Annotated in this window: 19 protein-coding genes, 1 tRNA gene and 2 other RNA genes; 8 read left to right on the top strand and 14 right to left on the bottom strand. The window is 51.6% G+C overall.

Annotated elements, in window-relative coordinates; translation table 11 throughout:
- Nucleotides 1–304: 304 nt before the first annotated feature.
- Nucleotides 305–1,501, top strand: a complete 1,197-nt coding sequence (gene megL, locus OGY01_RS10280) for a methionine gamma-lyase (RefSeq protein ID WP_045448656.1) — start codon at nucleotides 305–307, stop codon at nucleotides 1,499–1,501.
- Between the two features lie 117 nt (nucleotides 1,502–1,618).
- Entirely contained in the window at nucleotides 1,619–2,917 is a 1,299-nt protein-coding gene (locus tag OGY01_RS10275) for an SLC5/6 family protein (RefSeq protein WP_045448658.1), read from the top strand.
- A 33-nt stretch (nucleotides 2,918–2,950) separates the two neighbouring features.
- On the opposite strand, the gene OGY01_RS10270 is transcribed toward OGY01_RS10275, so the two are convergent.
- The 13 genes from OGY01_RS10270 to OGY01_RS10210 form a co-directional block, all read right to left on the bottom strand.
- Complete coding sequence (locus tag OGY01_RS10270; protein WP_045448660.1) at nucleotides 2,951–4,153, bottom strand: sigma-54 interaction domain-containing protein; 1,203 nt, start codon at nucleotides 4,151–4,153, stop codon at nucleotides 2,951–2,953.
- 176 nt (nucleotides 4,154–4,329) lie between these two features.
- Nucleotides 4,330–5,334, bottom strand: coding sequence for a dipeptide ABC transporter ATP-binding subunit DppF (gene dppF / locus OGY01_RS10265; RefSeq protein ID WP_286493059.1), 1,005 nt, complete (start codon nucleotides 5,332–5,334; stop codon nucleotides 4,330–4,332).
- Nucleotides 5,331–6,314, bottom strand: a complete 984-nt coding sequence (dppD, locus tag OGY01_RS10260) for a dipeptide ABC transporter ATP-binding protein (protein ID WP_045448664.1) — start codon at nucleotides 6,312–6,314, stop codon at nucleotides 5,331–5,333. The genes dppF and dppD overlap by 4 nt, the downstream gene beginning before the upstream one ends.
- A 10-nt stretch (nucleotides 6,315–6,324) precedes the next feature.
- Nucleotides 6,325–7,227 carry a dipeptide ABC transporter permease DppC gene (gene dppC / locus OGY01_RS10255; protein ID WP_045448666.1) on the bottom strand — a complete coding sequence of 301 codons (903 nt, stop codon included), beginning with the start codon at nucleotides 7,225–7,227 and terminating at the stop codon, nucleotides 6,325–6,327.
- Nucleotides 7,228–7,236: 9 nt separating this feature from the next.
- The gene (dppB, locus tag OGY01_RS10250) at nucleotides 7,237–8,256 is read right to left on the bottom strand and encodes a dipeptide ABC transporter permease DppB (RefSeq protein WP_045448668.1); all 1,020 of its coding nucleotides are present in this window, start codon (nucleotides 8,254–8,256) and stop codon (nucleotides 7,237–7,239) included.
- 162 nt (nucleotides 8,257–8,418) lie between these two features.
- Nucleotides 8,419–10,026 carry a dipeptide ABC transporter periplasmic-binding protein DppA gene (dppA, locus tag OGY01_RS10245; protein WP_045448670.1) on the bottom strand — a complete coding sequence of 536 codons (1,608 nt, stop codon included), beginning with the start codon at nucleotides 10,024–10,026 and terminating at the stop codon, nucleotides 8,419–8,421.
- The gene (locus OGY01_RS10240; RefSeq protein ID WP_162604169.1) at nucleotides 9,941–10,177 is read right to left on the bottom strand and encodes a hypothetical protein; all 237 of its coding nucleotides are present in this window, start codon (nucleotides 10,175–10,177) and stop codon (nucleotides 9,941–9,943) included. The genes dppA and OGY01_RS10240 overlap by 86 nt, the downstream gene beginning before the upstream one ends.
- 420 nt (nucleotides 10,178–10,597) lie before the next feature.
- A non-coding RNA gene (locus OGY01_RS10235) (RtT sRNA) lies at nucleotides 10,598–10,730 on the bottom strand.
- 32 nt (nucleotides 10,731–10,762) lie between these two features.
- Nucleotides 10,763–10,895: non-coding RNA, RtT sRNA (locus OGY01_RS10230), on the bottom strand.
- Between the two features lie 32 nt (nucleotides 10,896–10,927).
- Nucleotides 10,928–11,004, bottom strand: a tRNA-Pro gene (locus tag OGY01_RS10225).
- A 91-nt stretch (nucleotides 11,005–11,095) separates the two neighbouring features.
- The gene (gene eptB, locus OGY01_RS10220; protein ID WP_286493056.1) at nucleotides 11,096–12,787 is read right to left on the bottom strand and encodes a kdo(2)-lipid A phosphoethanolamine 7''-transferase; all 1,692 of its coding nucleotides are present in this window, start codon (nucleotides 12,785–12,787) and stop codon (nucleotides 11,096–11,098) included.
- A gap of 212 nt (nucleotides 12,788–12,999) precedes the next feature.
- Nucleotides 13,000–14,202, bottom strand: a complete 1,203-nt coding sequence (locus OGY01_RS10215; RefSeq protein ID WP_045448674.1) for an L-lactate MFS transporter — start codon at nucleotides 14,200–14,202, stop codon at nucleotides 13,000–13,002.
- Between the two features lie 250 nt (nucleotides 14,203–14,452).
- Nucleotides 14,453–15,157 carry an autotransporter outer membrane beta-barrel domain-containing protein gene (locus tag OGY01_RS10210; protein WP_045448676.1) on the bottom strand — a complete coding sequence of 235 codons (705 nt, stop codon included), beginning with the start codon at nucleotides 15,155–15,157 and terminating at the stop codon, nucleotides 14,453–14,455.
- A gap of 159 nt (nucleotides 15,158–15,316) precedes the next feature.
- On the opposite strand from OGY01_RS10210, the gene tag reads away from it, so the two are divergent.
- The gene (gene tag, locus OGY01_RS10205) at nucleotides 15,317–15,880 is read left to right on the top strand and encodes a DNA-3-methyladenine glycosylase I (RefSeq protein WP_200011309.1); all 564 of its coding nucleotides are present in this window, start codon (nucleotides 15,317–15,319) and stop codon (nucleotides 15,878–15,880) included.
- Nucleotides 15,877–16,317: an N-acetyltransferase gene (locus tag OGY01_RS10200; protein WP_045448678.1), complete on the top strand. Its 441-nt coding sequence runs from the start codon at nucleotides 15,877–15,879 to the stop codon at nucleotides 16,315–16,317. The genes tag and OGY01_RS10200 overlap by 4 nt, the downstream gene beginning before the upstream one ends.
- On the opposite strand, the gene OGY01_RS10195 is transcribed toward OGY01_RS10200, so the two are convergent.
- Nucleotides 16,286–18,619 carry a molybdopterin guanine dinucleotide-containing S/N-oxide reductase gene (locus OGY01_RS10195; protein WP_286493055.1) on the bottom strand — a complete coding sequence of 778 codons (2,334 nt, stop codon included), beginning with the start codon at nucleotides 18,617–18,619 and terminating at the stop codon, nucleotides 16,286–16,288. The genes OGY01_RS10200 and OGY01_RS10195 overlap by 32 nt on opposite strands.
- A 161-nt stretch (nucleotides 18,620–18,780) precedes the next feature.
- On the opposite strand from OGY01_RS10195, the gene OGY01_RS10190 reads away from it, so the two are divergent.
- The 4 genes from OGY01_RS10190 (at nucleotide 18,781) to OGY01_RS10175 (ending at nucleotide 22,364) form a co-directional block, all read left to right on the top strand.
- The gene (locus OGY01_RS10190) at nucleotides 18,781–19,443 is read left to right on the top strand and encodes an OmpA family lipoprotein (protein WP_045448680.1); all 663 of its coding nucleotides are present in this window, start codon (nucleotides 18,781–18,783) and stop codon (nucleotides 19,441–19,443) included.
- A 112-nt stretch (nucleotides 19,444–19,555) separates the two neighbouring features.
- Nucleotides 19,556–20,572 (top strand): LacI family DNA-binding transcriptional regulator, encoded by a 1,017-nt coding sequence (locus OGY01_RS10185; protein WP_048223036.1) that lies wholly within the window; start codon nucleotides 19,556–19,558, stop codon nucleotides 20,570–20,572.
- A 100-nt stretch (nucleotides 20,573–20,672) separates the two neighbouring features.
- Nucleotides 20,673–21,422: a sugar phosphate isomerase/epimerase family protein gene (locus tag OGY01_RS10180; RefSeq protein ID WP_048223039.1), complete on the top strand. Its 750-nt coding sequence runs from the start codon at nucleotides 20,673–20,675 to the stop codon at nucleotides 21,420–21,422.
- 3 nt (nucleotides 21,423–21,425) lie between these two features.
- A complete protein-coding gene (locus OGY01_RS10175) occupies nucleotides 21,426–22,364 on the top strand; it encodes a sugar kinase (protein ID WP_284097062.1) in 939 nt (312 codons plus the stop codon).
- Nucleotide 22,365: the final 1 nt, after the last annotated feature.

The raw sequence follows: 22,365 nt of genomic DNA, 5'->3' as shown, positions 1-22,365 counted from the left end.
CTATGCCGCCAGGGATCAAGCCCCCGCAACATTGCGCCTCACCGGACGAGTCCGGCTTGACGCGGATTCTATGTCAACAATTACGGCCTATCACCCCACCATAACTCAGTCTGCGTGAAGCTTCGCAATCAGACTTGTACGCGCACATCCTTCATGGCTGGAAAATTTTTTGCCAGATGGCAACTTTCCTGACAGCTTACTAAACAGCGATTTATCTAATGCATTGATATCCATAGGTTCATTTTATGGCACAGCGATTGCTATTTGAGTGTGAGCTGTTCTGTTCCGAATTAAAGGAGATATCATGTCTGACTGTCGTACTTACGGATTCAATACTCAGATCGTTCACGCGGGGCAACAACCCGATCCTTCCACTGGCGCGCTTAGTACGCCTATTTTCCAGACTTCAACGTTTGTTTTTGACAGCGCCGAACAAGGTGCCGCCCGCTTTGCGCTCGAGGAGTCCGGGTACATTTATACCCGTTTGGGTAACCCCACCACCGACGCGCTGGAGAAAAAGTTGGCGGTACTGGAAAAAGGCGACGCCGCATTGGCAACCGCATCCGGTATCTCAGCCATCACAACGTCACTGCTGACCCTGTGCCAGCAGGGCGATCATATCGTTTCCGCCAGTGCAATTTACGGCTGTACTCATGCTTTTCTGTCCCACAGCATGCCGAAGTTCGGTATTAACGTGAGCTTCGTTGACGCCGCAAAACCCGATGAAATCCGTGCTGCCATGCGCCCGGAAACTAAAGTGGTATATATCGAAACGCCAGCCAACCCAACGCTCTCACTGGTCGATATTGAAACGGTGGCTGGCATAGCCCATCAACAAGGTGCATTGCTGGTCGTGGATAACACCTTTATGTCGCCATACTGTCAGCAGCCTCTGCAGTTAGGTGCCGACATCGTGGTGCACAGTGTGACCAAATATATCAACGGTCACGGAGACGTGATTGGCGGCATCATTGTTGGCAAGCAGGATTTTATCGACCAGGCACGATTCGTCGGGCTGAAGGATATCACCGGCGGCTGTATGAGCCCCTTCAACGCCTGGCTGACGCTGCGTGGTGTTAAAACGCTGGGCATTCGTATGGAACGCCACTGTGAAAACGCGTTAAAAATTGCTCGCTTCCTGGAAGGTCATCCGTCTATTACCCGAGTTTATTATCCTGGCCTGCCTTCACACCCGCAGTATGAGCTGGGTAAACGCCAGATGAGTCTGCCGGGAGGAATTATCAGCTTCGAAATCGCCGGAGGCCTGGAGGCTGGCAGACGGATGATCAATTCTGTAGAATTGTGCCTCCTCGCGGTCAGTCTCGGTGATACCGAAACCCTCATTCAGCACCCAGCGTCTATGACACATTCGCCCGTTGCGCCAGAGGAACGGCTTAAAGCAGGTATTACCGACGGACTTATCCGTCTTTCTGTAGGTCTTGAAGATCCAGAAGATATTATTAACGACCTTGAACACGCCATCAGAAAGGCAACATTCTGACCATTACGACCTGAACCGACGCCGCTCGGTTCAGGTCGTTGAGAATCAAGGCACAACAGCCTGGTTATACGCACAATCCTTTTTCAGGGAGAGTGGGTATTTTGGGCAGGGGGTTCTATGCAGGACAACACATTACAATTAAGCAACAATACAGCAACCGCCGTACCATTCTCACAAAAAATACCGTTCACGAAATACGATTTTGGCTGGGTGCTACTCTGCATCGGCATGGCAATTGGTGCCGGAACGGTACTGATGCCAGTACAAATTGGCCTGACAGGTATTTGGGTATTTATTGTCGCATTTATTATTGCCTACCCAGCAACCTATATTGTGCAGGATATTTATTTAAAAACATTATCAGAAAGCGAAACCTGCAATGACTACACCGATATTATTAGTCATTACCTGGGAAAAAACTGGGGAGTGTTTCTCGGTGTCATTTATTTCCTGATGATTATCCATGGTATATTTATATATTCATTATCCGTTGTTTTTGACAGCGCTTCATATATAAAAACCTTCGGGCTGACTGATGCCGATCTTTCACAATCGATCATCTATAAAGTAGCTATTTTTGCTGTACTGGTTGCTATTGCCTCCGGTGGGGAGAAGCTGCTATTCAAAATCTCCGGTCCAATGGTAGTGGTGAAAGTGGGTATCATCGTTGTGTTTGGTTTTGCGATGGTTCCACACTGGAATTTTAGCAATATCAGTGCGTTCCCAGAGGCGTCAGTGTTCTTTCGTGACGTACTGCTGACCATCCCATTCTGCTTCTTTTCGGCGGTGTTTATTCAGGTGCTGAACCCAATGAACATCGCCTACCGCAAACGGGTGTCTGACAGAATACTGGCTACACGCATGGCCATTCGCACCCATCGAATCAGTTACATTACGCTGATTGCGGTGATCCTGTTCTTCTCGTTTTCATTTACCTTTTCCATTAGCCATGAAGAAGCTGTATCGGCCTTCGAGCAGAATATTTCTGCGTTGGCACTGGCGGCTCAGGTTATTCCAGGACAAATCATCCATATTACCTCAACGGTATTAAATATCTTTGCCGTGTTGACTGCATTCTTCGGTATTTATCTGGGGTTCCATGAAGCGATTAAGGGCATTATTCTTAACGTACTAGGGCGCGTAATCGACGTTGAGAAAATTAACCCGCTGGTTTTAACTCTGGGTATTTGCGCGTTTATCGTAACAACACTGGTTATTTGGGTGTCATTCCGCGTGTCGGTGTTGGTATTCTTCCAGATGGGCAGCCCACTTTACGGTATCGTTTCGTGCATTATTCCGTTTTTCCTGATCTATAAAGTGACGCAACTGGAAAAACTACGCGGGCTGAAAACCTGGCTTATCCTGCTGTACGGAATTTTGCTGTGTCTGTCGCCGTTATTGAAACTGATTGAATAGTCCGCATTGTGCGCCGTCAAATCCTGGCGGCGCTTAACTCACACTCTCCAGTTGATAGCTGCGGATTTTATTCAGTACCGTGGTATGAGATACCCCCAACGCTTTGGCAATATGCCGCGACGAGACATTTTCTTCAACCATCTGCTCGATTAGCTGACGCTCAGCGTACTGAACTTGCTCTTTAAAAGGGCGCTCGGCATGGACCTGCTTAGCCGATGGCATATTTGTCATCCCCAAATCCTCTCTGGTAATAACATCGGATTCCGCCATCAGCATCAGACGAATAATAGTGTTTTCCAGCTCGCGAACGTTTCCCGGCCAGGCGTGATGATGCAATGCCTCAAAACAGGCTTTATCCAGAATCAGACGTCGCTGGAATTCCTTTGCGTATTTCTGCACAAAATGGCGAATAAGTTGGCTGATATCCTGCGGGCGCTCCCGTAAAGGAGGAATGGTGAGGGAAAGCACGTTAATACGATAATAAAGATCGGCCCGTAGCAGGCGTTGTTCGACCATTTCCTCCAGATTTGCGTTGGTTGCCACAATAATGCGCACATTTACTGGAATAATTTGTGCCCCACCAACGCGACGTATCCCACCATCCTGAAGAACACGCAGCAATTTAGCCTGTAAACTCAACGGCATTTCACCAAATTCATCCAGAAACAGGGTGCCTTTATCAGCCATTTCAAACAGCCCCTTTTTACCTTTGCAGTCAGCACCGCTGAATGCCCCTCTTTCATAGCCGAAGAATTCACTTTCCATCAGCGCCTCTGGTAACGCTGAGCAGTTAACGGGAATAAACGGGTAAAAGCGCCGATGCCCGGAATTATGGATAGCCCGGGCCAGCAGCTCTTTTCCGGTACCGGTTTCACCCCGGATTAAAACGGTATATTTGCTATCCGCGATTCTGATCGCCTTTTCAATCAGCAACTGCATGCTCTGGCTGCTGCAAATAATGTCTGAAAAATAACGCGGGCGAGTCAGATCCGGTGACGATAGCCCTGCAATCTCTTCAGAAAGCCAGGCAACGTTAATAATATCAGTACGCTGGTTTAAACGAGATTCAACGCCAGAAATATCCTGCAGTTGACGACACCACGACTTAATCAGGATCCTGCCCGTCGTCACTTTCATTGAAATGATATTAATGTCACAGAAAGAGAACTCCTTAAGAACGTCCTCAACCATAGACAGGCGGTCAATTGTTTTAATATCCCAGCGTATCGTAACCACATTTGCTCCAAATAGTTAGCAACTGCGAAGTAGATATTTCTGTGATGCTTACAGTACTGAACACATTCTAGCCGACACGGCAGAATGTTCTGCCAATAACCTCACACTGTGGGGATAAAAACAAAGATATAAAAAACCGGAGCACAAGGCTCCGGTTATCAGGTCATAACCCACGTTTATTGCTGTGGGTTCTCATCCTGGTCGACGGCAAAGCATGCCACCAACTGACCACCATAGTCTTTAAGCTGGGGTTGTAGCTGAGTACAAGGACCAAAACGACGGCGGCAACGGGCATTAAACGCGCAGCCCGGCGGTGGGTTCAATGGGCTTGGCAGCTCGCCGGTCAGCTTGATACGCTCCCGGCGGTCATCCGGGTTCAGCCGTGGCGTCGCGGAGAGCAAAGCCTGCGTATAAGGATGACGCGGATTATTGAAGATTTGATCCTTGGTTCCTTTCTCCACACAGCGGCCGAGGTACATCACCATGACTTCATCGGCAATATGTTCCACTACCGACAAATCGTGGGAGATAAAGATATAGGACAGCCCCAGATCCTGCTGCAGATCCATCATCAGATTCAGTACCTGTGCGCGTACGGATACGTCGAGCGCGGAAACAGGTTCATCGGCAATCACCACGTCCGGATCAAGCATCAGACCACGGGCAATCGCGATGCGCTGACGTTGACCGCCGGAGAACATATGCGGGTAGCGGTCATAGTGCTCAGTTTTGAGACCCACTTTCGCCATCATCGCCAGCGCTTTTTCACGACGCTGTTCTTTGCTGAGCGAGGTGTTGATCAGCAACGGCTCCTCCAGAATCTGCCCCACTTTTTTACGCGGATTCAGAGAACCGTACGGGTTCTGGAACACAATCTGGATTTTCTGTCGACGCAGTTTTTGCGCCTGCGGGTCGTGTTTAAGCAGATCCTGTCCCTGGTAATACAGCTCACCGCCGGTTGGAACTTCAATCATCGTCAGCAGGCGACCGAGCGTCGATTTCCCACAGCCTGACTCTCCGACCACTGCCAGCGTTTTACCGCGTTCAAGGGTGAAAGACACACCGTCCAGCGCTTTCACCAGGCGCTCCGGAGCGAACATGCCCTTCTTCACCGGATAATGTTTTTTCAGGTCAATTGCCTGCAACAATGGTTGTTGCGAGGTGGCATCATGCGTACTCATAGCCCAGGCCTCCCGGCATCATCGAGTGGGTAATGGCATTTCGACTGGCGACCGTCGCCCAATATGTTCAGCTCCGGTTCAACGCTACGGCACTTATCCGTTGCATACGGGCAGCGCGGGTTCAGCAGACAGCCGTTCGGACGATCGTATTTACCCGGAACCACGCCCGACAGCGATGCCAGGCGCGCTTTATCCTGGGCAAACTCCGGTAGCGCACGCAGCAATGCCTGAGTGTACGGATGCCGAGGAGCGCGGAAAATATCGTGCGCAGCCCCGGTTTCCACCACCTGGCCGGCATACATCACAATGATTTTGTGCGCCGACTCAGCCACCAGCGCCAGATCGTGAGTAATCAACACCAGCGCCATATTTTCTTTCTGCTGTAGCTCCAGCAGCAACTCAATGATTTGCGCCTGGATGGTCACATCCAGCGCCGTTGTCGGTTCATCGGCAATCAGCAACTTCGGACGGCAGGCAATCGCCATCGCGATCATCACACGCTGGCTCATACCACCGGAAAGCTGGTGCGGATAAACATCCAGACGCGAGGCGGGATCGGGGATGCCCACCAGCGTCAGCAGGTCAATCGCCCGCTGAATGCGGGTTTTCTTGTTACCACCCTGATGAACCTTTATGGCTTCCATAATCTGGTAGCCAACGGTATAGCACGGGTTCAGGCTGGTCATCGGATCCTGGAAGATCATCGCCACTTCTGCGCCCACCAACTGACGGCGCTCTTTCTCAGAGATACGCTTCAGGTCGCGACCGTTAAACTCCAGCGCCTCAGCCATTACGCGGCCAGGGTAGTCAATCAGCCCCATAATCGCCAGCGAGCTGACGGATTTACCCGAGCCGGATTCCCCCACAATGCCAACCACTTCACCCTGGTTTACACTGTAGCTAATGCGGTCTACAGCGCGGAACTCGGAACCCACATCGCCGAAATGCACTGATAATTTATCTACATTTAATAACGCCATCTCGAACCTCTTACTGCTTCAGTTTGGGATCGAGCGCGTCACGCAGACCGTCACCCATCAGGTTAAATGCCAGCACCGTCAGCAGGATCGCCAGACCCGGGAAGGTCACGACCCACCATGCACTTTGCGCGAACTGCAACACGTCGGAGAGCATGGTGCCCCACTCCGGCGTCGGCGGTTGCGCACCCATGCCAAGGAAGCCAAGCGCGGCCATATCGAGAATGGCGTTAGAGAAGCCGAGCGACGCCTGAACAATCAGCGGCGCAAGACAGTTAGGAAGAATATTAACGAACATCTGGCGCATCGCTCCGGCCCCCGCCACACGGGAAGCGGTAACATAGTCGCGGTTGACTTCCACCAGTACGGCGGCGCGCGTCAGACGCACATAGTGTGGCAATGCCACAAACGTCAGCGCCAGCGCGGCGTTACCGATAGACGGACCAAATACCGCTACCAGCACCAACGCCAGTAACAGGCTCGGCAGCGCCAGCATGATATCCACTACGCGCATGATGATGTTATCAACAATACCGCCGAAGTAGCCCGCAACCAGCCCCAGGACCACTCCCATCATCAAGGAGAGTACTACCACCAGACAGCCGACCAGCAGCGACAGACGAGCACCGTACATCAGGCGAGACAACACATCGCGCCCTACGTCATCCGTACCAAACAAATGCGCCATCGTACCGCCTTCCTGCCATGCAGGCGGAGCCAGCAGCGTATCGCGGAACTGATCAGCCGGGTTGTACGGCGCGAGGACGTTTGCAAAGACCGCAATCAGGATCATCACAACAACGTATACCAACCCAACAACCGCACCTTTGTTGCGTTTGAAATAGTGCCAGAACTCCTGCAACGGGGTCATGGGCACCGGTGCAGTAATAACTTTATTTTCAGTAACCTGTGACATGATGGCCCCTTACTTCTTATGCCGAATACGCGGGTTCACCACGCCGTACAGCAGGTCTACCAGCAGGTTGACGAGAATAATCATCGTCGCCACCAGCAATACGCCGCCCTGCACAACCGGATAATCACGGCGTTGTAACGCATCAATCAGCCACCGCCCCAGACCCGGCCACGAAAATATGGTTTCGGTCAGGATTGCCCCTGCCAGCAGCGTACCGACCTGCAGGCCGATAACGGTCACGACGGGCAGCATGGCATTGCGCAGCGCATGAATGATGATTACACGCATCCGCGTCAAACCTTTGGCGCGAGCAGTGCGAATATAATCTTCACCCAACACCTCCAGCATTGACGAACGGGTCATACGCACTATCACCGCCAGCGGAATTGTCCCCAGCACCATCGCAGGCAGGATCATATGCACCACGGCATCAATGAAGTTGCCCTCTTCACCCCAGATGGCGGTGTCGATCAGCATGAAACCGGTGAGTGGATTGGAATCATCAAGGAACACCATGTCGCTTACCCGCCCGGAAACAGGCGTCAGATTCCACTGCACGGAGACCAGCATGATCAGCATCATGCCCCACCAGAAGATAGGCATGGAATAACCGGTCAGAGCCAGGCCAACTGCGGTATGGTCGAAAATGGAACCACGCTTAACAGCAGCGAGTACACCGACTGGAATTCCCACTGCGGTAGCAAAAATCATGGCGCAGACGCCTAACTCCAGCGTCGCTTTAAAGCGAGGCACAAACTCTTCCCACACCGGTAAACGGCTTTTCAGTGAGATACCCAAATCGCCATGCATCACCCCCCAAATATAATGGAGGTATTGTTGCCACATCGGCTTATCCAGACCGAGTTCAGCTAAGAGTTGAGCATGGCGCTCAGGGGAGATACCACGTTCACCTGCCATGATCATCACCGGATCACCGGGGATCATATGGACGAAGGCAAAGGTGAGAAGAGTGATACCGATAAACGTGGGGATGACGAGTCCCAAACGTCGGAGAATGAACTGCAACATAACCCGGATTCTCTCTAATGACGTGCAGCCTGGTGACAGCACGTCTGTATTGCTCACAAATCTTATCTCCCCCTCAAGCGAGAAGGAGATAAAGCATTACTGCCAGATCGCGTTACGCGGGTCCGACTTAACGGTACGTAACGCGGCCTGGCTTGCTTTTAATTATTCGACAGAGACATTTTCGAAGTGGTGTTTGCCTAATGGATCAACCACATAGCCTTTGACTTCTTTACGCACCGGCTCATATACGGTGGAGTGAGCAATAATCAGTGCCGGAGCCTGGTCATGCATCACCACCTGAGCCTGTTTGTAGAGTTCAATACGCTTATTGTGATCGTCGGTCGCACGCGCCGGCTGAATCAAATCTTCAAACGGCTTGTAGCACCAGCGAGAGTAGTTGGAACCATCTTTCGCTGCTGCACAGCTGAACAGCGTAGCGAAGAAGTTATCCGGATCCCCGTTGTCGCCGGTCCAGCCCATCATAACGGCCTGGTGCTCACCAGATTTGGCGCGCTTGAGGTACTCGCCCCACTCGTAGGTGACAATCTTGGCCTGAACGCCAATTTTCGCCCAGTCAGCCTGGATCATCTCAGCCATACGGCGTGCGTTCGGGTTGTACGGACGCTGTACCGGCATTGCCCACAGCTCAACAGTGAAGCCTTTGTCCTGACCCGCTTCTTTCAGCAGCGCTTTGGCTTTCTCTGGATCGTAGCTGTAGTCTTTAACGTCATCGTTGTAGCCCCACATAGTTGGTGGGATCAGGTTTTTCGCAGCAACACCTGCACCCTGATAAACGGCTTTGATGATTGCTTCTTTGTTCACCGCGTAGGTCAGCGCCTGACGGACTTTCACGTCATCAAACGGTTTCTTCTCGGTGTTGAAAGAGAGATAGCCAACGTTCAGACCCGCCTGCTCCATCAGATTGATGTTTTTATCCTGCTTCATACGTGCGATATCAGCCGGATTCGGGTATGGCATTACCTGGCACTCATTCTTCTGCAGTTTGGCATAACGCACAGAAGCGTCAGGCGTAATGGAGAAGACCAGACGGTCGATCTGCGGTTTGGTGCCCCAGTAGCCTTCGAATGCTTTATACAGAATACGGGAGTCTTTCTGGTACTGCTGCAGCTGGAACGGACCGGTACCGATTGGGTTCAGATCCACTTTCTCCGGGGAGCCCGCTTTCAGCATGTTGTCAGCATATTCTTTGGAAAGAATAGAGGCGAAGTCCATAGCCAGGTCCGCAAGGAACGGCGCTTCAGGACGCGTCAGCACGAACTGAACGGTTTTATCGTCAACTTTCTTCACTTCGCTTATCAGGTCTGGCAGGCCCATTCCTTCGAAGTATTCATAGCTGCCGCCAGACACTTTATGGTACGGGTTCTGAGCATTTTTCTGACGATCGAAAGAGAACACCACGTCATCGGCGTTAAAATCACGCGTTGGTTTAAATTCTTTATTGTCCTGCCACTTCACACCCTGACGCAGGTGGAAGGTATATGTTTTACCGTCTTCGCTGATTTCCCACTTCTCAGCAAGGCCCGGAATAACTTCAGTCGTACCAGTTTTGAATTCAACCAGGCGGTTATAAATCGGCACTGAGCTGGCGTCATAAGTGGTACCAGAGGTGAAAAGCTGTGGGTTAAAGCCTTCAGGAGATCCTTCTGAACAATAAACCAGAGTTTTAGCCTGTACGCTTGCTGCGACGGTCATAGCCACCAGGCTCAGACCAAGCTTCAGCATCCCTGACTTCTTCAAGGAAATACTCATTCTTCTGCTCCAAATGTGATGTTTGTTGTTTTACCCTTTGCAGTGGGTTTGCACCGCCTGGCCTTTTTTGTTTTTTACCCGGCCGGGTCGGCGTTAAGAGGATAGGGATTCCGTTCACATAAGCGACTGAGTTGCAGTGCGGATTCTCCATGAAATGCCCCTCATGCCCTACAATCTGTCAACAGAATGTGAAAACGTCAATACAGGTAACCGTGATTTACACCAAGGGTGAGAATTCGCAAACAAAGATTAAAAAAAGTGCAGACTGATATTTTCAGCAGGGAAATTTGTGCTACGCGTACTATGCCAGAATAAATATCTTCATATTTAGCAACATTTGGTGATTAACATTTATGCAGATTATGAAAAATTTCTAAATTAATGCTGCATATCTGAGCGATTAATACCATGAACGTTAAAACGCACAGCGGAAAATGCTAGGTTCAGCCATAAGTAACGCAAAAAAAGATTCAAGCTAATATAAAAAAAGACAATGGAATATGTCACAGAATCGTTAACTGTCAGTGGGAAGTGGTGCACAATTTTTGCAGATGAAATGAAGGTAAGTTTTTAGTCGGTGATAGAGGACTACTCGCCACTTCGTGGCTCGCCCTGCGGGCCGTTGCTGTTGCAACGTTCTCTCGCGCTGCTCGAGTCGAACCTCTTACCCCCGGAGGTTCTCATCCTCGCGACTACAAATGCAAAAAACCCTGCTCGTTGAGCAGGGTTTTAAATTTGGTCGGTGATAGAGGACTACTCGCCACTTCGTGGCTCGCCCTGCGGGCCGTTGCTGTTGCAACGTTCTCTCGCGCTGCTCGAGTCGAACCTCTTGCCCCCGGAGGTTCTCATCCTCACGGCTACAAATGCAAAAAACCCTGCTCGTTGAGCAGGGTTTTAAATTTGGTCGGTGATAGAGGATTCGAACCTCCGACCCCTTCGTCCCGAACGAAGTGCGCTACCAGGCTGCGCCAATCACCGAATGCGGGGCGCATCTTACTGCGCAGGTGCGCGCCCGTCAATCCCTACGTCACAAAATGGCATTCGATCGGCGAGAAAGTCAGCAGCCCCGTTACTGAGCCGTAGCCTTCTGTTCGTCCGGGATACGACACCAGTTATTGTTCTCGTTAATACCACCATTTGGCGAGGTATAACCAAGGCAACCTAAAATGGTGTCATACAGTTCCACATGGCGACGCGGCACCTTCATATCGGCCTCTTGCTTCAGGTGGGCAAACGCCTTCGAATGCTCGGGATCTTCCAGATACTTGTCAGACATCCACACCAGCATGGGAACGCGGAACTGCTCTGGCGGAGCCATTTTACGCGGCGTACCGTGCAAATGCTCACGCTCGTTAATCGACTCACCGTGATCCGCGGCGTAGAACACTATCGCTTTCTTATCTCGCAACTGGTCATACACTTTGGTAATAAAGTGATCAACATAGGTCACCGAGTTATCAAACGAGTTGATCATCTGCGCCTTCGAGCAGCCGCTATCAACATCGACACACTCTGGCTTCCATTGGGCATAATCGCGGGTGTAGCGCTGCGTGTAGTTAAAGTGCGATCCTTTGGTATGCAGAATAATCAGATGCTTGCCATTATCATCCTGCTTTAAGGATTGCTGCATCTCATCAATCAGCAGCATATCGTCAACCGTTTTGCCACGGTTCCGTGGTTCAGCGCCAATCTGCTCACGATAGGCGATGTTTTCCGCCATCGTATTGCTGTAGAACCACATCTCACTTTGCATCGCGTAAAGATCGGTACTAAACCCTAACTGACTGAGAACGGAAAAGATGTTTTGTTCTTTCAGAGTACGCTGCGGGTTATCGTCTGCCCCACCCTCACGTACGAACATACAGCGCAGTGAAAGCTTGGTTGCGGTATCACACGAATAGCCACGGAATGCCGCGAGGTTTTTTTCCTGAGCCAGTCTTGGGGTGGTATTTCGCTCGTAACCAAAAATACCCATGTGATCCCAGCGCGTCGTTTCACCGATAATAAAGACGACATAGGTATCATCGATATTCTTTGGTGCAACGTAGGTAAACTTCTTCGCCGGATTCATCAACGATTTGTTATCTGAAGACTCATCAACCTGTGCCCAGGCATACAATCCAAGCGCGGAAAGCCAGTTTGAAGGCAGATAGGAGTTCGCCACTACGCCGCCGTAGCTGGGTAAATCAATTCCCGTTTCGCGTTCAACTGTTTTCTGCTGCATACCAAGCAGACGAATCGGCGCCCACACCATCAGGCCAGCCAGCACGACCACGGCCACGCTACGCCACCTTTGTCCTGGCGTACGAACCTGTTTTAACAGGGTGTAACGACAGCGATTACTCCAGATCAGGAGCAAAGGAAAAACGCTGACAGAAACCAGCCAGGCGATGAAATGCCAGCCCACAACTTCCTTCGATAAATCAATATCTGTGGTTATTACCGAGGCAATAATGCCGTAACCAATCACCACATTCAGGAAGGTCATGTAATAGCTTGCACCTGCGGAGCAAAGCACTACAAAGGTGGCCAGTACACGCCAGACGCGTCGACCAAATAAAGAGAGAACACGAAGTAAAAAGAAGGTCGCCAGCACCGCGCCAGCTAATTCAACGACCGCAGAGATTCCTTTCCAGGCGGTAAATTCCTGCGCAAAGCTGCCGAATCGGCGATAAAAAACTGCGCAGTTCATAAACAGACCGATATAGAGCGCAAGCAAGAAGCTAAGCTTTTGCTGCGTCATCGACTTAATATATCTCATGCAAAAAAACCCTGGAAATCGGGATAAAAACACCCTGTGCAACAGTCAATCAGACCAGACAGGTGAAAGATGCGACAACAGCAGAGATGAAATGTCTACAAGCGCGGGTAAGTAGACCACAGGAGGGAGCAAAAGTGCTTATGGAGAATGCAAACAGCGCACATATTTTTGTAAATATATGCGCCGTGTATTAATCAGACGACTAAATAAGATTAGGCGTGCGCCTCGGTAAATACGCTTCGCTGTGGCTGACGAATGGTGGTAGACAGTGCCAGTGAGATGATAAGCAGCGCGAAGATAACACAGAAGGTCACATAGAAGCCGCCAAACAGCGAGGCGATGATTGAACCGCAAATGCTGCCGATCCCAAAGCCAAGGTAGATAACACCATAGTTTTTCGCCAGATTATTCAGGCCGAAGAACTCACTTACCAGTGACGGGAACACGGTAATGGTGCCACCAAAGTTAAACGCCACACAGGCAATCGCTGCAAAAAAGGTCGTGCTATTAAGCGGAGCGAAAAGCAGTGCCGCCATACCGACCAGAGAAACAACCTGACCAATGGTGATAACACGAATACGGGAAATTTTGTCAGACAGAATACCCAGCACCAGACGACCTGACAGGTTAGCGATAGAAATCACCGTTACCGCATTGGCCGCCGTCGCCACATCCATATGCGCCAGGCTTTGTGCGATATCTTTCGCCACACCAATCACATACAGACCACTCATACACGCTGTCAGGAACATCACTGCCAACATCCAGTACTGTGGTTTACGCATGGACTGTGCCAGGGTGTAGTCGTTCTCAACAACGCCATTTACTGACTTCACTTCCTGATTTGGTGCATCTTTCATCAGCGTGGAACCAAAGACAATCATCACCAACGCAATTGCACCCCAGATGATGAACGTTTTTTCCAGTCCAACGGTGGCCAGCAAATGGGTGTCGATAAATTTAAACCCGAGGCTGCCCAGACCATAAGAGCCGATAGCAAAGGCGGAAATCAGCCCTTTACGCTCAGGGAACCATTTTACGCAGTTAGAAAGCGTTAACAGATATCCAGCGCCGTCCGCCAGGCCGACCAATACCCCTGCGCTCAGCCACAACATAATCAGGCTGTCTGAGTGTGCCGTTAAGAAAAAGCCCACGCCCAGCAGGATACCGGATGCCATGGTGACGCGTTTCACGCCAAAACGTTCCTGAAGTTTACCGGCGACAGAAGAAGAAATCGCCAGGCCCAGGCTCAGCAAGCCAAAGGAAAATGCGACCTGGCTGACAGGCGCATCCAGCTTAGAGGAGAGCGCGCCATTAAACAGGCTCCAGGTATAAACAGAACCTAAGGCAAATTGGGTAATGATAGTGCCGATAAGTGTTAGCCAGCGGGTACGCTGATAATCAGAAGTTTTCATGGCAGTCTTCCTGCATAAACAAAAGGGAAATTCTCTGCTGACAACCATAACGAAGTGCAGTTTATGCAGGGAGAAAAAGGCATGAGATGCCATCAGGACGGAATGAAATGCCTGGATTGCGGAATGAATGACTAGACAAAAAGTCGGGGGACTGAGTTTTCTCGCATGAGTTAGTACACACTATCGCTGGAAGGCGTGTGATTATTGATCTAAATATGTAAAAAAGTTGTTTTGGTTACGCATCATCTGGTTAAAATTTGGCACTCACCCCCATGGTGTACATATAGTCACTATTATTTGTACTTTTTTCCGCCTGAGAGAGCGCTGCATAAGCAGCCATGTGCGGGTTGAGCAGCATATCTGCCCCCACGGTAACATCCAGCCAGTTACCGTCCTGGCTCGCTGCCGTCATACGGCTGAGGCCAGACTGCGCCTTCCAGATATTCTCGCCAAACTGCTGGTTATAGCTGATTTGCGCCCACGGTCTAACATCGCCAAACTGCGAATCTACCCGCCAGCCAACTGTACTCACGCTGGCATGCCACAGCGGATCGATTTGTGTCACAGAGGTCGCGCTGTCACCAAACTCGTTATAGGTAGAGGTTGTTGAACCGTCATAATGCAGGGCAGCAACCGGACCAGTAGTTACCTGCCTGGCCAGGGGAAAATTCCAGCCCATGCTCATACCGCTGGTTGCATCCAGAGTCTTTTGGTCCGCCATATTCATCACCGGTCCTGCTACGTTCTGAGTGGAGCGAATGCGCTCTTCCAGTACGTCGTTATAACGCGGTTGGTGATCGCTGTCCCATGTATAACGTTCAGCCGTATGACCTGACATAGCATCAACGATATATTCTTGTTGCCAGCCATATGCGGTATTGGTGGACAATGCACATACTACGACGCTCACCAGAAAGCTTAACCTCTGGCGACCACTACTGTTTCTTATAATCATCAACGCGACTCCAGAAAAGAGCCGAATTCGGCGATATTATTGTCATTGTGTGAAGGATATCGGGCACATCAGGCCCTGTATTAAATATTGTCTTTTTAGCTGGCGCGTCAAGGCGGGCCGAATGAATTTTTTACGCCAGTAAAAACAGCGAGGAAGAATATGCAGCGTTGCGGCTGGGTCAGTCAGGATCCACTTTACATTGCCTATCACGACAAGGAATGGGGCGTCCCCGAAAACGATAGCAAAAAGCTGTTCGAGATGATCTGTCTGGAGGGACAGCAGGCCGGATTGTCGTGGATCACCGTATTGAAGAAGCGGGAAAACTATCGCCACGCTTTTCACCACTTCGAGCCAGCAACCGTTGCAGCAATGACCGAAGATGACGTAGAAAGGCTGGTACTGGATGCCGGCATTATTCGCCATCGCGGAAAAATTCAGGCCATTATTGGCAACGCGCGTGCATACCTGGCGATGGAGAAAAACGGTGAACCCTTTAACGAGTTCGTCTGGTCATTCGTCAATAATCAACCGCAGGTGACGCGCGCCGCCAGTCTGAGCGAAATTCCCACCTCCACCCCTGCGTCTGACGCACTCTCTAAGGCATTAAAAAAACGCGGGTTCAAGTTTGTTGGCACCACTATTTGTTACTCCTTTATGCAGGCCTGCGGCCTGGTTAACGACCATGTCACCGGTTGTATTTGTTACCCGGGAGGATCTACATGATTCGCGAATCAAAGGCTGACGATCTTGCACCGATTCTGGCGCTATGGATGGAAAGCACTATTTATGCCCACCCCTTTATCGATGAACGCTACTGGCGCGAAAGTGAGTCCGTTGTACGCGATGTCTATTTGCCAGCCGCACAAACCTGGGTATGGGAGGAAAACGGTGTGCTAAAAGGCTTCGCCAGCGTGATTGAAGAACGCTTTTTGGGCGCACTGTTTGTTGAGCCTGCCGCCATCAGAAGTGGGATCGGCAAAGCGCTGGTGCAGTATGTGCAACAGCGCTTTTCATTACTCAGCCTGGAGGTCTACCAGAAGAATCAATCTGCGGTGAATTTCTACCATGCGCTGGGTTTTCGAATAGAAGACAGCGCATGGCAGGAAGAGACTCACCATCCAACATGGATTATGAGCTGGCAGGCGGATCAAACGCCGTAAGCGCAAGCGCAGGCCCGCTGTACTTTTCGAGCCACGCCAGCGCGGTATTACCCGCGCAGCCGTTCCCCAGCTTTGAGCTGGGGAGATCTTTGGTCAGTACATTCACCGCACCATTTTTACAGATCCCCCCGGCAGACAGATCTAAATCAGGCCAGGCACCTTCGTGAATACAAATGACTCCAGCTTTAATGCCTTCAGTCACCACCGCACCGGCCAGAATATGGCCGCGATGATTCCACACTCTGACCGTATCGCCATCCACGATGCCACGCGCTTGCGCATCCTGTGGGTGAATTGTCACTGGCTCCCGATCTGCTACCGCATACTTCTCACGTAGCGCACTGTAATTCAGCTGGCTGTGCAAACGGTGTGCCGGATGGGCTGAAAGCACCTGCAACTGGTCGGGTTCAGCATTCCCGAACCATTCATCCGGCTCCAGCCACATAGGGTGTCCCAAACAATCTGCATAGCCGTAACCCGCAATCTTCTGCGAGTAAATTTCGATCTTTCCGCTCTCCGTTTTCAATGGATACTTATGCGGGTCTCGGCGAAAATCGGCAAAACGGATAAACTGCGCATTGGCTGATTCTTCCGGCATTTCGATGAGTGTATTTGCCTGCCAGAATTCGGTGAATGGTGGCAACGTCACCTGCTGGCTGGCACCGCGTTGCCCGGCAATGTTGTAAAAAGTCTCCAGCCACTCCAGCTCGCTTTTGCCTTCCGTAAACCGTTCGTAACCGCCTTGCTCCCAGCGCTCGCTCAGTTCGGCAAAAACATCAAAATCATTGCGTGCTTCATCACGCGGCGCAACAACCTGTTTCATCGGCACCAGATGCTGATTGCTGTAATCCCCGGTCATGGTTAAATCGTTGCGCTCAAAAGAGGTCGTTGCGGGTAATACAATATCGGCGTGCCTGGCTGCCGCAGTCCAGAAACACTCCGAGATAACCACCAGCTCTGGCTTTTGCCAGGCACGGATCAGGCGATTCGTGTCCTGGTGATGGGTGAAGTTTGCTCCGCCCGCCCACCAGAGAAAACGGATGTCGGGAAAATGTCTGTCCATACCGTTGTGCTGATAGAAACCTCCGGGGTTCTCCAGCGCTTCGACAATACGCGCCACCGGAATTTTATCTACCGCATCGGTGCCGCCTTTTACGCTCCCCTGCATCGAGGCCAGGACAGCAGCGCGACGTGTCGGATTACCGCCATTAGCAAAATGGTACGAGAGGCCAAACCCTCCGCCAGGAGTGCCAATTTGGCCGAGCATGGCGGCAAGTGTGACAATCATCCAGTGCTTTTGCTCACCATACTGCTGGCGTTGCATACCCCATCCAGCCATCAACATAGTGGTATTTTGGTGAAATATTTCGGCAAGTTCGCGTATTTTCGCCGCCTGAATTCCACAAATATCCGCTGCCCACTCTGCTGTTTTGGCCATATCATCGGTTTTTCCCAGTAGATAATCAGCAAACCGTTCATAACCGGTAGTACAGCGAGCCAGGAAGGCCTCGTCATGCCAGCCGTTCTCCACCAGCGTATGCGCAATCCCCAGCATCAGCGCAACGTCGGTCCCCATATGTGGGGCTATCCATTCCATCTTGTCACCGAAGAAATCGACGCTTTCCGATCGCATAGGATCAATGCAGATCAACCGCTTACCGCTGTTTCGCAATGCCTCAAAGTACGTCAGCCCTTGTTCGTCAGAGGCATTCCAGGCAATCTTCAGAGTGTTGAGCGGATTAGCGCTCCATAACACCACCACATCGCTGTGTTCCAGCACCACCGGCCAGCTGGTCTGCTGCTGGTAAACTTCGTTTCCACCCACCACATACGGCATGATGGCCTGTGCAGCCCCGGTAGAGTAATCCCCCAGATGCCCGGTATACCCTCCTGCCAGCGCCATGTAACGCTGCAACAAAGTTGATGCTTTGTGTAACACACCGTTTGAACGCCAGCCATACGAGCCGGCAAAAATCGAAGCAGGTCCGTAGCTCTCACGGATGCGTTTATGCTGCGTATGAATAAGATTCAGCGCGTCATCCCAGCTTACGCGGACAAACTCATCCTGCCCACGCACGCCCAGCGGAGCCTCTGGCGAGGCGAGAAACCCTTTACGTACCATAGGAAAACGCACCCGCGTTTTGCTGTGTACCTGATCGCACACAACGGTTTGCAAAGAGTTGGGGTGGGATGTGGGCAGTGCGCCACGGGAGGAGAACACGGTATCGCCATCTGTCTCCACGAGAATGGGTCCCCAGTGTGCGGCGGTTAATACCGAGTAACGTGCGGGTGAATTAGCCAAGATGGCACTCCTGAATGCGATGTGACGGGGATATTTATTATGCCGTTCAATGTTACTTACAAATTTCAGAGTCTTCCCTGGAATTTTCTTCATGTTCACACGTCATAATCATCCGCCACGGTCGCTGTGGTAAAGAAGAAAAAAGTCATTAAGGAATTGAGATGAAGAAACGTGTATTTGTGATTGCTGCCATCGTGAGCGGCGCCCTGGCAGTTTCTGGCTGCACAACAAACCCATATACCGGTGAGCGCGAAGCGGGTAAATCCGGCATGGGTGCGGGCATTGGTTCGCTTGTTGGCGCTGGCATTGGCGCGCTCTCCTCGTCGAAGAAAGATCGCGGCAAAGGCGCGCTGATTGGTGCAGCAGCAGGCGCTGCTGTTGGTGGTGGCATTGGTTATTACATGGATGTGCAGGAAGCGAAACTACGCGAAAAAATGCAGGGAACTGGCGTAAGCGTGACGCGCAGTGGCGATAACATCATTCTGAATATGCCAAATAACGTCACCTTCGACAGCAGTAGCGCTAACCTGAAACCAGCAGGGGCAAACACCCTTACCGGCGTGGCAATGGTGCTGAAAGAGTACAATAAAACCGCAGTAAACGTATTAGGCTTTACTGACAGCACCGGCAGCCAGGATCTGAATATGCGCCTGTCACAACAGCGTGCTGACTCTGTAGCCAGTGCCCTGATCACTCAGGGTGTGGAAGCAAACCGTATTCGCACCCGTGGTATGGGCCCGGCGAACCCGATCGCCAGCAACAGCACCGCCGAAGGCAAAGCACAGAACCGTCGTGTAGAGATCACCTTAAGCCCAATCCAGTAAACGTATGCGCCGGGTGGAGGCTCCGCCTTGCCCGGCCTACGTCCGGCAGGAAGCACTTGCCATCGTCAATTTTCGCGTTAAGGTGTTCTCACTTTCTGGCGAGGGAACCTTAATGGCAAAATCAGCACGCCCAACCATCAGCGATGTGGCAAAAGCCGCTAAAACGGGTAAGACCAGCATTTCACGTTACCTTAACGGTGAGAAACATCTGCTATCCGACGCGCTGTTGGCCCGTATTGAACAAGCCATTGCCGATCTCGACTATCGCCCCAGCCTGATGGCGCGAGGCCTGAAACATGGCCGTACCCGTCTGATCGGACTGATTATCGCCGATATTACCAATCCCTACTCCGTTAATGTCCTGAGCGGTATTGAAGCGGCCTGTCGCGAAAAAGGTTTTACCCCTCTGGTCTGTAACACCAACAACGAAGTGGATCAGGAACTGCATTATCTCGACCTGCTGCGAAGCTACCAGGTTGAAGGAATTGTGGTGAATGCTGTAGGCATGCGTGAAGAGGGGTTAAACCGCCTGCAACAGTCCGCACTACCGATGGTGCTAATTGACCGTAAAATCCCTGATTTCGCCTGCGACATGGTCGGGCTCGATAACACTCAGGCAGCAACGGTCGCCACTGAGCACCTGGTCGAACAAGGTTTTGAAGCTATTCTGTTTCTCAGCGAACCTTTAGGCATGGTTAATACCCGCCGCGAGCGCCTGAGTGCCTTTCGCGCGACGCTGGCGCAATACCCTGGCGTCATCGCAGAAAATGCCGAAGTCCCGTTGGCGGAAAATATGCAACTGGATGACACGCTGCGCCAGTTTCACCAACAACATCGGGGAATGCGCAAAGCTGTTATCTCAGCCAACGGCGCCCTCACGCTACAGGTTGCCCGCGCACTGAAGCGGATTGGCCTCAATTGGGGCAGCGACATCGGCCTGCTCGGTTTTGATGAGCTGGAATGGGCCGAGCTGGCAGGCGTGGGCATTACTACTTTGAAACAGCCGACGTGGCAGATTGGTTATACCGCCGTAGAGCAGGTTGTGCGCCGGATTAATGGTGGATCCGATGCCATTCAGGAGCAGGTTTTCTCCGGTGAACTGATCGTTCGCGGCTCCACCGCCCGCTAAATTTCCTTCGTGATGGTGATCATAAATTCGGCATCATGCCCTTTTCTTTGGAACCGGTTCCATCTAGCGTTATAGCAAGAGCGATAGTTTTGGAGTTTCCATGAACAGAAAAATTATGGTGGTCACCGCCGCCTACGGCTATGACCAGGTACGCGCAGCCGGTGGGCAAACCGCGATATTGCCCGTCATTGCAGAAGCTGGCGCGGACGGCGTCGAAATTCGCCGCGAAATGTTGACCAACACCGAGCTCAACACGCTGTCAACCATGGCGTCAGCTATTGAAATTTTTGGTCTGCTGGCCTGCTACTCCGCACCAGAGCCGCTGTTCCTTGAAGATGGTAGTCTCAATCCCCGGATCCCATCACTGCTTCAGGAAGCACAGGTCCTGCAGGCTCTGTGGTTAAAAGTATCCCTCGGACATTTTTCCCATACAGATCAGTTCGACACATTGCGTAACTGGCTGGATACCAGTGGTATGGAGCTGGTCGTCGAAAATGATCAAACACCTTGTGGCCGCCTGCAACCAATGCAGCGTTTTAACGAAGCCTGCCAGACCCTGAACCTGCCGGTAACTCTGACCTTCGATATGGGCAACTGGTTGTGGGTAGGCGACACCCCGGAAGAAGCAGCGCAGCAGCTGGCATCTGCCGTGGGATATATACATGTGAAAGCCGCCACACCACATCACGACAGCTATCGTGCTGTGCCGCCTGATGAAGCAGACTCACGCTGGATGACGCTGCTAAACAAACTGCCCGCAGATGTGCCGCGCGGCATTGAGTTTCCCCTGGAAGGGCAAGATTTGGCGGCGGTAACCCGTCACTACGTCGATCTGTTACGCAAGGAGTAACGCATGAAAAATTCACTGGATGTCGTCACCATTGGTGAAGCGATGGCGATGTTTGTCGCCACGCAAACGGGTGATTTGGCGGACGTAGAGCAGTTTATCAAGCGCGTAGCGGGCGCTGAACTCAATGTGGCAACCGGCCTTGCCCGCCTGGGCTTGAAGGTCGGCTGGGTGAGTCGCGTGGGTAACGACAGTTTTGGTCGTTTTATTCTTAAGTCGCTGGCGAAAGAAGGGATTGATGCGCAGGGAGTTACCCAGGACGGGCGCTACGCAACCGGCTTTCAGTTAAAATCTAAAGCCGAAAATGGAACCGATCCCATTGTGGAGTATTTCCGCAAAGGCTCCGCCGCCAGCCACCTCAGTGTTGAGGATTATCACGATGGATACTTCTCCAGCGCGCGTCATCTGCACCTGAGCGGCGTTGCGGCAGCACTGTCAGCAAGTTCATATGCGCTGCTGTCTCATACTGCCCGCACCATGAAAGCGATGGGTAAGACAATCTCATTTGACCCGAACCTACGCCCGGTGCTGTGGAAAAGCGAAACAGAAATGGTGGAGAAACTCAATCGATTAGCCTTTCAGGCTGACTGGGTTCTACCGGGGTTAAAAGAGGGCATGATTTTAACCGGGCAACAGACCCCTGAAGGCATCGCAGACTTTTATCTGCGCCACGGCGTCAAGGCAGTGATCATCAAAACCGGGGCCGATGGCGCCTGGTATAAAGCCGCCAATGGCGAGCACGGTAGTGTCGCGCCAGTGAGAGTCGACAACGTAGTCGACACCGTTGGCGCGGGCGATGGTTTTGCCGTGGGTGTAATCAGTGCACTACTGGAAGGACGCTCTCTGCATCAGGCAGTAACCCGAGGCAACAAAATTGGTGCACTGGCCATTCAGGTTCAGGGCGACAGCGAAGGCTTACCCACACGTGAACAATTAGGGGAATAAA

This window comes from Citrobacter sp. Cm038 (genome assembly GCF_030333105.1).
GTDB classification, from domain to species: domain Bacteria; phylum Pseudomonadota; class Gammaproteobacteria; order Enterobacterales; family Enterobacteriaceae; genus Citrobacter; species Citrobacter murliniae.
This window is presented reverse-complemented; position numbering and strand designations above follow the sequence as displayed.

Coding starts and splice junctions, on each gene's coding strand:
- OGY01_RS10210 (WP_045448676.1), bottom strand. CDS start 15,157: ATGATTATAAGAAACAGTAGTGGTCGCCAGAGGTTAAGCTTTCTGGTG.
- OGY01_RS10200 (WP_045448678.1), top strand. CDS start 15,877: ATGATTCGCGAATCAAAGGCTGACGATCTTGCACCGATTCTGGCGCTA.
- eptB (WP_286493056.1), bottom strand. CDS start 12,787: ATGAGATATATTAAGTCGATGACGCAGCAAAAGCTTAGCTTCTTGCTT.
- dppD (WP_045448664.1), bottom strand. CDS start 6,314: ATGGCGTTATTAAATGTAGATAAATTATCAGTGCATTTCGGCGATGTG.
- OGY01_RS10175 (WP_284097062.1), top strand. CDS start 21,426: ATGAAAAATTCACTGGATGTCGTCACCATTGGTGAAGCGATGGCGATG.
- dppF (WP_286493059.1), bottom strand. CDS start 5,334: ATGAGTACGCATGATGCCACCTCGCAACAACCATTGTTGCAGGCAATT.
- dppB (WP_045448668.1), bottom strand. CDS start 8,256: ATGTTGCAGTTCATTCTCCGACGTTTGGGACTCGTCATCCCCACGTTT.
- OGY01_RS10240 (WP_162604169.1), bottom strand. CDS start 10,177: ATGGAGAATCCGCACTGCAACTCAGTCGCTTATGTGAACGGAATCCCT.
- OGY01_RS10215 (WP_045448674.1), bottom strand. CDS start 14,202: ATGAAAACTTCTGATTATCAGCGTACCCGCTGGCTAACACTTATCGGC.
- dppA (WP_045448670.1), bottom strand. CDS start 10,026: ATGAGTATTTCCTTGAAGAAGTCAGGGATGCTGAAGCTTGGTCTGAGC.
- megL (WP_045448656.1), top strand. CDS start 305: ATGTCTGACTGTCGTACTTACGGATTCAATACTCAGATCGTTCACGCG.
- OGY01_RS10185 (WP_048223036.1), top strand. CDS start 19,556: ATGGCAAAATCAGCACGCCCAACCATCAGCGATGTGGCAAAAGCCGCT.
- tag (WP_200011309.1), top strand. CDS start 15,317: ATGCAGCGTTGCGGCTGGGTCAGTCAGGATCCACTTTACATTGCCTAT.
- OGY01_RS10275 (WP_045448658.1), top strand. CDS start 1,619: ATGCAGGACAACACATTACAATTAAGCAACAATACAGCAACCGCCGTA.
- dppC (WP_045448666.1), bottom strand. CDS start 7,227: ATGTCACAGGTTACTGAAAATAAAGTTATTACTGCACCGGTGCCCATG.
- OGY01_RS10190 (WP_045448680.1), top strand. CDS start 18,781: ATGAAGAAACGTGTATTTGTGATTGCTGCCATCGTGAGCGGCGCCCTG.
- OGY01_RS10180 (WP_048223039.1), top strand. CDS start 20,673: ATGAACAGAAAAATTATGGTGGTCACCGCCGCCTACGGCTATGACCAG.